Genomic DNA, 13,057 nt, shown 5'->3' with positions numbered 1-13,057 from the left:
GAATAACCGTTGCGTCGAACTCGCGGAGGCACAAACCGTATCAAAGATGAATGACAGCCAGGTCGAGCCGGCCGTATTCCCCTCGCTGTGCTCGCCTTTGGGTGGAACATGAAGGACTTTCATCACTTGGTCGCCTTGCAGGGTTTCCAGGTGGATATCGAAGCCCCAGAGCCGATGCAGGTGCCTGAGCACTTCGTCGGTGGACTCGCCCAGCGGTTTGCGGTCATGTTGCTGGTGGCGCAGGGTCAGGGAGCGGTCGCCGCGCCGGTCGATGCTGTAGATCTGGATATTGGGCTCGCGATTGCCCAGGTTGTATTGGGCCGCCAGGGTTTCTCGAATGGTCCGGTAGCCGGGCTCATCGTGAATGGCGGGGACCAGCAGATCGTCCTTCTGGTCGTCATCGAGAATGCTGAACAGCTTCAGATCACGTATCACCTGGGGTGACAGGTACTGCAGGATGAAACTCTCATCCTTGAAGCTGCTCATGGCGAACTTGATGCTCGACAGCCAATCGGTGCCGGCGATGTCCGGGAACCAGCGATAGTCTTCTTCGGTCGGGTGTTCACACATGCGCCGGATGTCCCGGTACATGGCAAAACCCAGCGCATAGGGGTTGATGCCGCTGTAATAGGGGCTGTCAAAACCGGGTTGCATCACCACGCTGGTATGGGACGTCAGGAACTCCATCATGAAGCCGTCGGTGACCAGGCCTTCGTCGTAAAGGTCGTTCATCAAGGTGTAGTGCCAGAAAGTCGCCCAGCCTTCGTTCATCACCTGGGTCTGGCGCTGTGGATAAAAATACTGGGCGATCTTGCGCACGATCCGCACGATTTCCCGTTGCCAGGGCTCCAGCAGCGGCGCGTGCTTTTCGATGAAGTACAGGATGTTTTCCTGGGGTTCGGCGGGGAAGCGTGCGTTGTCCTTGTCGCTGTACTTGTCGGCACCTTTTGGAATGGTGCGCCACAAGTCGTTGATCTGTTTCTGCAGATGCTCTTCACGATCCTTCTGGCGACGCCGTTCTTCTTCGGCAGAAATCGGATACGGACGTTTGTAACGGTCAACGCCGTAGTTCATCAAGGCGTGGCAGGAATCGAGCAGGTCTTCCACCGCGTCGATGCCATGGCGCTCCTCGCATTGCATGATGTACTGCTTGGCGAACACTAGGTAATCGATGATCGAACTGGCGTCAGTCCAGGTGCGGAACAGGTAATTACCCTTGAAGAAACTGTTATGGCCGTAGCAGGCGTGAGCCACCACCAGTGCCTGCATGCAGATGGTGTTTTCTTCCATCAGGTAGGCAATGCACGGGTCGGAGTTGATCACGATCTCGTAGGCCAGCCCCATCTGGCCGCGGCTGTAGGATTTCTCGGTGCTGAGGAAGTGTTTGCCGTAGGACCAATGGTGATAACCCAGCGGCATGCCGACGGAGGCGTAGGCGTCCATCATCTGCTCGGCGGTGATCACTTCGATCTGGTTAGGGTAGGTATCCAGGGCATAGCGAGCCGCCAGACGACTGATTTCTTTGTCGTACGCCTGGATCAGCTCGAACGTCCATTCGGAGCCGGTGGAAATGGGGTGGCGCTTCTGCTCTTTGGCGGTCATGTCACTAACCTGCGCTGGAAGAGTTCACGGAAGACCGGATAGATATCCCCGGCCGAGACCAGTTGCTGTTGGGCAAACGTGTCAGAGAAGGCTTCGGCGATGCGTTCGTACTCGAACCACAGGGCCTGGTGTTCGCGAGGGGTTATCTCAACATAAGTGTAGTACTGCACAAACGGCATGATCTGATTGATCAGGATGTCGCGGCAGATCGGTGAGTCATCGTTCCAGTTGTCGCCGTCGGAAGCCTGGGCGGCATAGATGTTCCACTCGTTGCTCGGATAACGCTCGGCCATGATCTCCTGCATCAATTTCAGGGCGCTGGAGACGATCGTGCCGCCGGTTTCCCGGGAATAGAAAAACTCTTCTTCGTCCACTTCCCGCGCACTGGTGTGGTGGCGGATGAACACGACGTCGATCTTGTCGTAGTTACGCTTGAGAAACAGGTACAGCAGGATGAAGAAGCGCTTGGCGATGTCCTTGGTCGCTTGGGTCATCGAGCCGGAGACGTCCATCAGGCAGAACATCACCGCTTTAGAGCTGGGGTTCGGCTGCTTGATGAGCAAGTTGTACTTGAGGTCGAACGTGTCGAGGAACGGCACCCGGTGAATGCGCGCGCTGAGTTTCTCGATTTCGGCTTCGATTTCCTGGATGTCGCCAAAGTTGTCCGGTTCTTCCCGTTTGAGTCGCAGCAACTCCTCTTTGGCTTCGCGCAATTTTGCCCGGCTGCTGCCGGACAGGGCGATTCGCCGGGCATGGGCCGAGCGCAGAGTGCGGATAATATTGATCCGCGACGGATTACCCTCGTTGCTGATGCCCGCACGAACGGTTTTGAAGGTGTCGGTCCCGGTCAGGTTGCGCTTGACCAGGTTCGGCAGCTCGAGGTCCTCGAACATGAATTCGAGGAACTCCTCCTGGGTGATCTGGAAGACGAACTCATCCATCCCTTCACCCGAATTGCCGGCCTTGCCGGGGCCTCTGCCACCGCTACCTCCAGGTGGTCGGGCAATGTGCTCGCCGCTGGTGAATTCCTTGTTACCGGGGTGCACGACAGTCTGCTTGCCACCGCGACCATGGTGAAGCACCGGTTCGTCGATGTCGCGACCGGGAATGCTGATCTGTTCGCCATGTTCCATATCGGTAATGGAACGCCGGCTGACCGCCTCTTCGACGGCCTTTTTGATGTGATCACGGTAACGCCGCAGGAACCGCTGGCGGTTCACCGTGCTCTTGTTCTTGCCATTGAGACGTCGGTCGATCACATAGCTCATGACTGCTCCTTAGAAGCTGTCCTGAAAGGGGCGAGCGGTTATGCAGCATCGGACCGGTGCCAAGGGATGTTCACGCTCCCCCAAGCGCTTTGGATGCTGCCTGAACCTCGCTAGCGACTTTCGAACACCTTCAGAGGTCTGTGTAACAGAAAATGCGCACACAGGCCTCTGGCTGACGACAACCGGTCTTACCGGCAGCGGGTTACTGTGATTTTCTGACCCGCAGGTACCACTCGGATAGCAGTCGTACCTGTTTGTCGGTGTAGCCGCGCTCGACCATCCTTGTGACGAAGTCGTTGTGCTTCTGCTGGTCCTCTTTGCTGGCCTTGGCATTGAAGCTGATGACCGGCAGCAGGTCCTCGGTGTTGGAGAACATTTTCTTCTCGATGACCACTCGCAGTTTTTCGTAGCTGAGCCAGGTCGGGTTCTTGCCGTTGTTGTTGGCCCGGGCGCGCAGTACGAAGTTGACGATTTCGTTGCGGAAATCCTTCGGATTGCTGATGCCGGCCGGTTTTTCGATTTTTTCCAGTTCTTCGTTGAGCGCTACGCGATTGAGGATCTCGCCGGTTTCCGGGTCGCGGTATTCCTGGTCCTGGATCCAGAAGTCGGCGTACAGCACGTAACGATCGAAGATGTTCTGCCCGTACTCGCTGTAAGACTCGAGGTAGGCGGTCTGGATCTCCTTGCCGATGAACTCGATGTAGCGCGGTGCCAGGTATTCTTTCAGGAACCGCAGGTAACGCTCGCGGGTTTCGGCCTGGAATTGTTCCTGTTCGATCTGTTGTTCCAGCACGTAGAGCAGGTGCACCGGGTTGGCGGCGATTTCGTGCGGATCGAAGTTGAAGACTTTCGACAGGATCTTGAACGCGAACCGGGTCGACAGGCCGTTCATGCCTTCATCGACACCCGCATTGTCGCGGTATTCCTGGATCGACTTGGCTTTCGGGTCGGTGTCCTTGAGGTTCTCGCCGTCATACACGCGCATCTTGGAGTAGATGTTCGAGTTTTCCGGCTCTTTGAGGCGCGAGAGCACGGTGAACTGGGCGAGCATTTTCAGGGTGTCGGGCGCGCAATGGGCCTTGGCCAGCGAACTGTTGAACAGCAGTTTGTCGTAGATCTTCACTTCGTCGCTGACCCGTAGGCAGTACGGGACTTTGACGATGTAGATCCGGTCGATGAACGCTTCGTTGTTCTTGTTGTTGCGGAAGGTGTGCCACTCCGATTCGTTGGAGTGAGCCAGCAGGATCCCGGTGAACGGAATCGCGCCCAGGCCTTCGGTACTGTTGTAGTTGCCTTCCTGGGTCGCCGTCAGCAATGGGTGCAGCACCTTGATCGGCGCCTTGAACATTTCGACGAATTCCATCAGGCCCTGGTTGGCCCGGCACAGCGCGCCCGAGTAGCTGTAAGCGTCGGCGTCGTTCTGTGGGAATTCTTCCAGTTTGCGGATATCGACCTTGCCCACCAGCGCCGAGATGTCCTGGTTGTTTTCATCACCCGGTTCGGTTTTGGCCACGGCGATCTGGTTGAGGATCGACGGATAGAGTTTCACCACGCGGAACTGGCTGATGTCGCCGCCAAATTCGGCCAGGCGCTTGGTGGCCCATGGCGACATGATGGTATTGAGGTAGCGGCGCGGGATGCCGAAGTCTTCCTCGAGGATCGCGCCATCTTCAGTGGCGTTGAACAGACCCAGGGGCGACTCGAATACCGGTGAGCCCTTGATGGCGTAGAAGGGCACTTTCTCGATCAGCTGTTTGAGCTTCTCGGCGAGGGACGATTTACCGCCACCGACGGGGCCGAGCAGGTAGAGGATCTGTTTCTTCTCCTCGAGGCCCTGAGCGGCATGGCGGAAATACGACACGATCTGGTCAATGCATTCTTCCATCCCGTGGAAGTCTTCAAAGGCCGGATAGCGGCGAATCACCTTGTTGGAAAAGATTCGCGACAGTCTCGAGTTAGCCGAGGTGTCGAGCAGCTCCGGTTCACCGATGGCCAGCAGCAGACGCTCGGCGGCGGAGGCGTAGGCGCTGCGGTCCTTTTTGCACAGCTCAAGATACTCTTGCAGCGAGAGTTCTTCCTGGCGTGTGGACTCGAAGCGTTGTTGGAAGTGGCTAAAGATACTCATGACGTCACCTCGCTCGATACGTGGAGCCGACGCCGGATCACTCAGTCGCTGCTGGCAGCAACCGAACAGGCAGTTGCTGTTTACCCCCAGAACTCTTTCGCAGCTGACTGCCCCGAAAGCTACTCCCGATGACCCGCGCGCCGGTGTACCGGCTCTCCCCTGTTTTGGATGGCCTGCGCTTAAGGATAGTTGGGAATTCGGGAGGTAAAGGCGAGATACGTAATTAGTTGTGGCAGACCGTTCGTCTGCCACTGCGCGAGCCCACGGGGGCCGGGGCTTGCGCGTTACAAAAATTATTCGGCGGTGCCTTGTGCGGTTTCCGCTGGATAAGTCGTGCGCCACAACTCGAAACCGCCATCCATGCTGTAGACGTCGGAGAAGCCTTGGCTAATCAGGTACGCCGCTGCGCTCTGGCTGGAATTACCGTGATAGCAGACCACCACGGTCGGTGCATCAAGGTCGGCGGCGCGGATGAAATCCGAGATGGAAACGTTGTCCAGATGCTTCGAACCACTGATATGCAGCGCGGCAAACGTTGCCGGATCGCGGACATCGACCACCACTGCGCCTTGTTCGCGCAGGGCCTGGGCCTGTTCTGGGGGATACGTTTGAATTCGCTCATGGCGGGCTCCTGTGGCTCGGCTGAAAGCGCAGTCTAGCGCTGGGCGCTGGCTGACGTTTGTTCGGGAATAGGGGAGGCGACTGGCGGTTTGGTGTGGCCCTGCTCGTCGCATTTGCAGCTCAGGCGCTCCAGGGTATCGACGTTCATCAGGGTCATGGCGCCGCCCCAGACGCAACCGGTGTCGAGGGCAAAGATGCCGGGTTCATCGCACTTGCCTTCAAGGGCGGCCCAATGACCAAAGATGATCTTCAGGCCTTTGGTCTTGCGCTCCTTGTACTTGAACCACGGCGCGTAACCTGGCGGCGCGGTGTCGGCGCCTTCCTTGCCCTTGAGGTCGAGCTTGCCTTCGCTGGTGCAGAAGCGCATGCGGGTGAAATAGTTGGTGATGACTCGCAGGCGATCAACGCCGGTGAGGTCACTGTTCCACTTGGTCGGCTCGTTGCCGTACATGCCATCCAGATAGGGAGCGAAGAGGTTGTCGTCACGCAGGGCGGATTCGACTTCGGCAGCGCACTTCAGGGCTTTGCGCAGCGACCATTGTGGTGGTATGCCGGCATGGACCAGGGCGATGTCGCGCTGCTCGTCGTAGTGCATGAGTTTTTGCTGGCGCAGCCACTCGAGCAGTTCCGCCCGGTCAGGTGCTTCAAGGATCTCGCGCAGGGTGTCATTTTTCTTCAGACGTTCGATGTTATGCCCGGCGGCCAGCAAGTGCAGATCATGGTTGCCGAGAACGCACACCAGGGATTCGCGGATGCTATAGAGGAAGCGCAAGGTTTCTAGCGACTGCGGGCCACGGTTGACCAGGTCACCCACCAGCCACAGACGGTCCTTGGCAGGGTCGAAGGCTACTTGCTTGAGCAGGCATTGCAGCGGTTCGAGGCAGCCTTGCAGGTCACCGACGGCGTACGTTGCCATCAGTGCAGGGCTCCGGGCACCGCGAGGCGGAACGGCGCGATCACGGCATCGAAGTGCTTACCGTCGTCGGCGAGCATCTGGTAGGTGCCTTGCATGGTGCCGACCTTGGAGGTCATGACGGTGCCGCTGCTGTAAGTGTGGCTGTTGCCCGGACCGATCAACGGCTGCTGGCCTACAACGCCTGCACCGCGAACCTCTTCGACATGCCCGTCGCCATCGGTAATGACCCAGTGCCGCGACAGCAGCTTGGCCGCGAGCTCGCCATTGTTCTGCACCGTGATGGTGTAGGCGAAGGCAAAGCGTTCGTGCTCGGGTTGCGATTGTTCTGCCAGATAGCGAGTGACGACGCTGACGTTGACCTGATAACGAGGATCGGACATGCAAGAGGCCTTAAAAACGAAGCGGGACGCGGGGCGTAGCTGATGGGATTCAGTCTAGGCCAAGTACCGGGTAGTAAACCAGACATCGCGTCTGGCGTCCTACCCGATAACGCTCATCGCCTGTTAGTCGGCGGCGGGCGCCTGTAGGACTTGTTCGCTGAGCTTGTCGGCCAGGCGCACGAAGGCGGCCAGGTCGAGTTGCTCGGGACGCAGGCTGCCATCGACACCGGCGGCTTCGATCTCGTCATTGCTCAGCAGCAACTTGAGGGTGTTGCGCAGGGTCTTGCGGCGCTGGTTGAAGGCTTCGCGCACGACGCGCTCCAGCAGCTTGTGATCCTTGGCCGGGTGCGGCAGTACCGCGTGAGGCACCAGGCGCACGATGGCCGAATCGACTTTCGGCGGCGGATTGAATGCCCCCGGGCCAACGTTGAACAGATGCTCAACCCGGCAGTGGTACTGAACCATGATCGACAGGCGACCCCAGTCACCACCGCCAGGGCCTGCTGCCAGACGCTCGACCACTTCCTTTTGCAGCATGAAGTGCATGTCGCGAATGATGCCGGCGTTGTTCAGCAGGTGAAAAATCAGCGGCGTAGAGATGTTGTACGGCAGGTTGCCGACCACACGCAGGCTGTTCGGCGCGGCGTTCAAGCTGTTGAAGTCGAACTTCAGCGCGTCGCCCTGGTGCAGGTTGAAGTTGCTCATGCCAGCGAATTGCTGGTTGAGGATCGGGATCAGGTCCTTGTCCAACTCCACCACGTCCAACTGTGCGCCGCTGTTGAGCAGGCCTTGTGTCAGTGCGCCTTGGCCCGGGCCGATTTCCAGCAGGCGGTCTTCAGGCTTGGCGCGGATGGCGCGCAGGATGCGATCGATAACGCCGGCATCGTGCAGGAAGTTCTGGCCAAAGCGTTTGCGCGCCTTGTGTTGGTAGTGCTCGGTCATAAACGGGTCTCGGCCATCTGGTAGGCGGTTTCCAGGGCGACTTGCAGGCTGCCGGTGTCGATTTTGCCGCTGCCGGCCAGGTCCAGGGCAGTGCCGTGGTCCACCGATGTGCGGATGATCGGCAAGCCGAGGGTCACGTTGACTGCCGCGCCGAAGCCTTTGTACTTCAGCACCGGCAGGCCCTGGTCGTGGTACATCGCCAGCACTGCGTCGCAGTGCTCCAGATATTTGGGGGTAAACAGAGTGTCGGCGGGCAGGGGACCGCGAAGGTCCATGCCCTCGCCGCGCAGGCGCTCTAATGTGGGTTCGATGATGTCGATTTCTTCATGGCCCAGGTGTCCGCCTTCACCGGCGTGGGGGTTGAGCCCACACACCAGGATACGTGGCTGGGCGATGCCGAATTTTTCTTGCAGGTCGGCGTGCAGAATCCGCGTAACCCGCTCCAGGCGCTCCGGGGTGATTGCGTCGGCAATCTCGCGAAGCGGCAGGTGAGTGGTGACCAGCGCCACGCGCAATCCGCGTGTAGCGAGCATCATCACCACTTGTGCGGTATGGGTCAGGTCGGCGAGAAATTCCGTATGCCCGGAAAAGGCGATCCCGGATTCATTGATCACGCCCTTGTGCACCGGCGCTGTGATCATCCCGGCGAAATGCCCGTCCATGCAGCCTTGGCCTGCGCGCGTCAGGGTTTCCAGGACGAAAGCGGCATTGGCTTTGTCCAGTTGCCCGGCGGTGACCTTGGCGTTGAGCGGTGTATCCCAGACATACAAGCTGTTGGCCGGCGCAGGAACGTCCGGCCAGTTATCCGGTGTGACCGGCAGCAGGTCGACGGCCACGCCCAGCTGCGCGGCCCGCTCGATGAGCAGGTCGCGGCTGGTAATGGCAATCAGGGGGTGTGGCTGGGCTTGCGAGGCAAGCAGCAGGCACAGGTCAGGACCTATGCCGGCCGGCTCGCCGGGGGTCAGCGCGAAACGCTTGGGTTTCACTGCGCTGCCTGGTCTGCACCAGGGAGTTTGATCTCTACGTACGCTTCGTCACGGATCTGACGCAGCCAGGTTTGTAGCTCTTCGTCGTATTTGCGGTTACGCAGTACGGTCATCGCTTGCTGTTCGCGGGCCTGGGCAGTGCTGTCTGTGGCGCGACGGCCAAGGACTTCCAGAATGTGCCAGCCATATTGAGTCTTGAACGGCTTGGACAGCTGACCTTGCGGGGACTTGGCCATCACTTCGCGGAATTCAGGAACCACGGCGTTCGGGTCGATCCAGTTCATGTCGCCGCCGTTGAGGGCGGAACCCGGATCTTCCGAGTAGCTTTTCGCCAGTTCGGCAAAGTCTTCGCCCGCTTCGATACGGGTGTAGAGCGACTGAACCAGCGCCTTGGTTTTTTCTTCGTCGCGAATCGGGCTCGGTTTGACCAGGATGTGACGCACATGCACTTCATCGCGCATCTGAGTCTCGCCGCCACGTTTCTCGAGGATCTTCAAAATAATGAAGCCGCCGGGAGTACGCATTGGCTGGGTCACGTCGCCGATGGCCATGGTGCTCAGCATGCGATCGAACGGAGGTGGCAATTGAGCGGCTTTACGCCAGCCCATGTCGCCGCCTTCCAGTGCGGTTTCGCTGGCGGATTTGGCGATAGCCAACTGACCGAAGTCAGCGCCTTGCTTGAGTTGCTGGTAAACCGCGTCCGCTTGTTTGGCAGCATTCTGAATGGCGTCGGAGTTGGCGCTTTCCGGCGTAGGAATCAGGATGTTGGCCAGGTGGAACTCTTCGGACAGCTGCATTTTGCCCAGGTCGGAGGCGAGGAAGTTCTTCACTTCCTGCTCGGACACCTGGATGCGCTCGGCCACACGACGCTGGCGCACACGGCTGATGATCATTTCACGGCGAATCTGGTCACGGGCGTCGTCATAAGACAGACCGTCGTGAGCCAGAGCAGCGCGGAATTGATCGAGCGACATGTTATTGCGCTGGGCAATAGTGCCGACGGCCTGGTTCAGCTCTTCATCGGTAATGCGGATGCCGGAACGGTCGCCGATCTGCAATTGCAGGTTTTCGACGATCAGGCGCTCCAGTACCTGCTGGTCCAGCACGCTGGTCGGCGGTACGGCAGCGCCGCGTTTGGCGATGGTTTGCTGAACTTCGTGGACGCGTTGGTCCAGTTGGCTCTGCATGACCACGTCGTTGTCGACGATGGCCACCACTTTATCGATGGACTGCACCGCAGCGTTAGCTGCGGTACCCAGGAACAGCGCGCCCAGCATCAGCGGGCGCAGACAATCAGAAAGCTTGGTCTTCACGTTCACGATAACCTTGAATGCCTTTGTCGAGGAAGCTCTCTACTTTGGCGCCGGTGACGCCGCCGAGACCCTTCAGAACAATTTGGAGGAAGACGCCATGGTCGCCTTTTTCGTTTTGCTGAACGTCCTGACTGAATTCGTCATAGGCAACCCAGTAACGGTTGATCAGGCGCAGTTTCCAGCAGCAGTTGTCGTACTCGAAACCACCGAAGGCTTCCAGGGTACGGTTGCGGTTGTAGTCATACTGCCAACGGCTGATGGCGTTCCATTGCGGCACGATCGGCCACATCACCGAGAAATCGTGCTGTTTGATCTTGTAGTAGTCTTTCACGAAACCAGGCTGGCCTTCGACACCCAAGTTACCGCCGCCCACGGTCCATGTACCACTGTTCTGGTCGTAACGGACCTGGTCATTGCGATAGCGATAACCGGCGTTGATGATCTTGTTCGGGTTGTCTTCAGGCTGGTAGTGGAACATCGCACTGCCCGAACGCGGGCTGCGGCTGTCCGGGTCCCAGTTGTAGTCGGCAGTGGTGCGCCAATCGCGGTTCCAGCGATATTCGTACTCCAGTGCGTAAGGCGAAACGTTGGAGTGCGCGTCCTGACGAGTTTTCGGGTCGATACCCGGCAACTGGACTTCGCGGTCCTTGAAGTAGACGGCTTGACCAACGCTGACGCGTTGACGCTCAAAACCGTTGTCTTCGATCCAGCGGTTGGTCACGCCCAGCGACAATTTGTTCTCGTCGCCGACACGGTCGGAGCCGGAGAAACGGTTGTCGCGGAACAGCGACGCGTAGTTGAAGGTGTATTCGCTGGTGTCGAATACCGGGATGTCTTCCTGATTGACCTCAGGAACATAGAGGTAGTACAGGCGCGGTTCGAGGGTCTGGCGATAGTTCTTGCCGAACCACTGGGTATTACGATCGAAGTACAGGCCGCTGTCGATGCTCGCAATTGGCACCCCACGATTCTGGTTGCGATCGTAAGTGCCGTTGAGCCTGTTCTGATCCGCGGTCTGGGCCGCGATCTGGGTCTTGCCAGTGCTGTCCAGGTCCAGGTCGTACTGCGTGTACTGGTATTTGAGTGTTGGCTTCAAGAAACCATAAGTCCAGTTCAGCGGGAGGCTAACGGCAGGTGCCAAGTTTAGGCGATTACCATTGGCACGGGCCAAGCCCTGGACGTTTTCATCAAGACGGTCAGTGCCGACTGGGACGCCATTCGCATCAAATGGGCCGCCATTCTCGTCGAAGACCTTGCCGCTTCTCAAGTCTCGGTCAAACCGTACGATTTCAGTGTTGTAGGCGAAATTCAGACCGCCCGGATGATACGGCAGCGCACCATCAAAGGTGATCTGCGGCAGACGATCGTACGGCGTGATGTTCGAAATAGTCGCCAGTTGATAAGCCTGAGCGTTCAAACGAGCGGTGTAGTTGTCACCACGGTACGAAATGGAACCCTGCTGGTTCACGTAATCCGCGCTTTTCACGCCAATCTGGTCAGTCTGCAGATCCTGGAAGTAGAACGGATCGCTGATCTTGGTGTAGTCGACCTGCGTATAAGTGCGCGAGTCGAGGCCACCCTTGTGCTGCCAGTTGTACATGTAGCGGGTTTTTTCGGAATCGGTCTGCTTGTCGCGATCGTTGCTTTCGTCGTTGAGGTACGCAGCACCGAACTGACCTTCGCTGGACTTGGTCAGGTAACGGAACTCGCCTTCCATCAACAAGCCGTGCTTGCTCATGTAGCGCGGGTACAACGTGGCATCGTAGTTCGGTGCCAGGTTGAAGTAGTACGGGGTGACCAACATGAAGCCAGTGTCGCTGCCGGTGCCGATGGTCGGCGGCAGGAAACCTGACTGGCGACGATTGTCGATCGGGAAGTAGATGTACGGCGTGTACAGGACAGGAATGTCCTTGACCCGCAGCGTCACGTTGGTCGCGGTACCGAAACCGGTGGCCGGGTTCAAGGTGATGTTGTTGCCCTTGAGCTGCCAGGCGTTGCTGTTCGGCTCGCACGTGGTGTACGTACCATCCTTGAGGCGGATGATCGCGTTCTCGGCACGTTTGGCGTAAAGCGCGTTACCGCGGATACGGGATTTGTGCATCACGTATTCGGCGTTATCGACCTTGGCTTCACCGGTGTCGAGTTGAACTTCGGCGTGGTCGCCCACGATCAGTGCGCCGTTGTCGCGAACGCGGACGTTGCCGTTCAGTTCGCCACGACTCTCGGCCTGGTACAGGCTGGCTTCGTCGGCTTCGGCCTGCATGCTGCCCTGACGCAATACCACGTCACCGGCCAGCGTACCGACCTGACTTTCGGTGTTATAGCGAGAAGCCTTGGCGCCGATAAAGGTCGGTGCGTCACTTTTATTCGTCTTGTCATTCATGCCAGGACGAATTGGTTCGATATAGGAACCAGAGCAGTAAGGACCGGTTTCGGCCAACTGCGCAGCAGTGAGGTTCTCACGCGGAACCCAGTCGAGGTGACTGTAGTCTGCGCTACGGGACTTCAGGCCACGGCCCTTGGCTTCGGTCACCAGCATCGGCTTGGTGCCGGTGTCTTGGGCGACGTTGCCGGAACTGGTCTCAGCCGGGGCTTCGCCCGTGGCGGTGACTGCGCTGCCGTCATGGACGGGCCGCGGCGGCAATGCTGCTACCGGCGACTTTGGCGCACAGTTCCAGGCACCCGAAGCAGAGACTGAGCAGTCATACTGTTCCGCGGCGACCACGTAGGAAGTGGCTAGGGGTTGCAGGGCCAGCAAACTGCCGGTAACCAACAACGGAAATTTTTTACGAAACGCGGGGGATTTCAATGCCATCTTATTAGTCCGGGCTTCCTGCGTGCCATCTGCCCGCGGTGTGGGCCGCACGCCTCTCGATGGTCTGAAAAAGATGCTGGATAATAAAG

At 58.6% G+C, this 13,057-nt stretch carries 8 protein-coding genes and 2 pseudogenes; all 10 read right to left on the bottom strand.

The genetic code is table 11. The annotated features are described in order from the left end of the window. Positions 1-40 precede the first annotated feature (40 nt). The 10 genes and pseudogenes from RHM58_RS05310 to RHM58_RS05265 all read right to left on the bottom strand — a co-directional run bounded on the left by RHM58_RS05310 (position 41) and on the right by RHM58_RS05265 (position 12,968). Positions 41-1,602, bottom strand: a pseudogene (locus tag RHM58_RS05310) (SpoVR family protein). Then, positions 1,599-2,870: a YeaH/YhbH family protein gene (locus tag RHM58_RS05305; protein WP_201198262.1), complete on the bottom strand. Its 1,272-nt coding sequence runs from the start codon at positions 2,868-2,870 to the stop codon at positions 1,599-1,601. The pseudogene RHM58_RS05310 and the gene RHM58_RS05305 overlap by 4 nt, the downstream one beginning before the upstream one ends. A 202-nt stretch (positions 2,871-3,072) precedes the next feature. Then, entirely contained in the window at positions 3,073-4,995 is a 1,923-nt protein-coding gene (locus RHM58_RS05300) for a PrkA family serine protein kinase (protein ID WP_201198261.1), read from the bottom strand. A 293-nt stretch (positions 4,996-5,288) separates the two neighbouring features. Continuing rightward, a pseudogene (gene glpE, locus RHM58_RS05295) lies at positions 5,289-5,617 on the bottom strand (thiosulfate sulfurtransferase GlpE). A 33-nt stretch (positions 5,618-5,650) separates the two neighbouring features. Then, positions 5,651-6,532 carry a symmetrical bis(5'-nucleosyl)-tetraphosphatase gene (locus RHM58_RS05290; protein ID WP_322269807.1) on the bottom strand — a complete coding sequence of 294 codons (882 nt, stop codon included), beginning with the start codon at positions 6,530-6,532 and terminating at the stop codon, positions 5,651-5,653. Continuing rightward, positions 6,532-6,912 (bottom strand): Co2+/Mg2+ efflux protein ApaG, encoded by a 381-nt coding sequence (gene apaG / locus RHM58_RS05285; RefSeq protein WP_201189707.1) that lies wholly within the window; start codon positions 6,910-6,912, stop codon positions 6,532-6,534. Before apaG ends, RHM58_RS05290 begins: the two co-directional genes overlap by 1 nt. Before the next feature lie 123 nt (positions 6,913-7,035). Then, a complete protein-coding gene (rsmA, locus tag RHM58_RS05280) occupies positions 7,036-7,854 on the bottom strand; it encodes a 16S rRNA (adenine(1518)-N(6)/adenine(1519)-N(6))-dimethyltransferase RsmA (RefSeq protein ID WP_201198258.1) in 819 nt (272 codons plus the stop codon). Next, positions 7,851-8,840 carry a 4-hydroxythreonine-4-phosphate dehydrogenase PdxA gene (gene pdxA / locus RHM58_RS05275; protein WP_201198257.1) on the bottom strand — a complete coding sequence of 330 codons (990 nt, stop codon included), beginning with the start codon at positions 8,838-8,840 and terminating at the stop codon, positions 7,851-7,853. The genes rsmA and pdxA overlap by 4 nt, the downstream gene beginning before the upstream one ends. Continuing rightward, positions 8,837-10,159: a peptidylprolyl isomerase SurA gene (gene surA / locus RHM58_RS05270; protein ID WP_322269806.1), complete on the bottom strand. Its 1,323-nt coding sequence runs from the start codon at positions 10,157-10,159 to the stop codon at positions 8,837-8,839. Before surA ends, pdxA begins: the two co-directional genes overlap by 4 nt. Further along, positions 10,134-12,968, bottom strand: a complete 2,835-nt coding sequence (locus tag RHM58_RS05265; protein WP_322269804.1) for an LPS-assembly protein LptD — start codon at positions 12,966-12,968, stop codon at positions 10,134-10,136. The genes surA and RHM58_RS05265 overlap by 26 nt, the downstream gene beginning before the upstream one ends. Positions 12,969-13,057: the final 89 nt, after the last annotated feature.

It is taken from the genome of Pseudomonas sp. 10S4 (assembly GCF_034344865.1).
Lineage (GTDB): Bacteria > Pseudomonadota > Gammaproteobacteria > Pseudomonadales > Pseudomonadaceae > Aquipseudomonas.
This window is presented reverse-complemented; position numbering and strand designations above follow the sequence as displayed.

Bases quoted from the DNA above. Each gene is read 5' to 3' on its own strand.
- RHM58_RS05305 (WP_201198262.1), bottom strand. From the start codon at position 2,870: ATGAGCTATGTGATCGACCGACGTCTCAATGGCAAGAACAAGAGCACG.
- RHM58_RS05290 (WP_322269807.1), bottom strand. From the start codon at position 6,532: ATGGCAACGTACGCCGTCGGTGACCTGCAAGGCTGCCTCGAACCGCTG.
- apaG (WP_201189707.1), bottom strand. From the start codon at position 6,912: ATGTCCGATCCTCGTTATCAGGTCAACGTCAGCGTCGTCACTCGCTAT.
- rsmA (WP_201198258.1), bottom strand. From the start codon at position 7,854: ATGACCGAGCACTACCAACACAAGGCGCGCAAACGCTTTGGCCAGAAC.
- RHM58_RS05265 (WP_322269804.1), bottom strand. From the start codon at position 12,968: ATGGCATTGAAATCCCCCGCGTTTCGTAAAAAATTTCCGTTGTTGGTT.
- RHM58_RS05300 (WP_201198261.1), bottom strand. From the start codon at position 4,995: ATGAGTATCTTTAGCCACTTCCAACAACGCTTCGAGTCCACACGCCAG.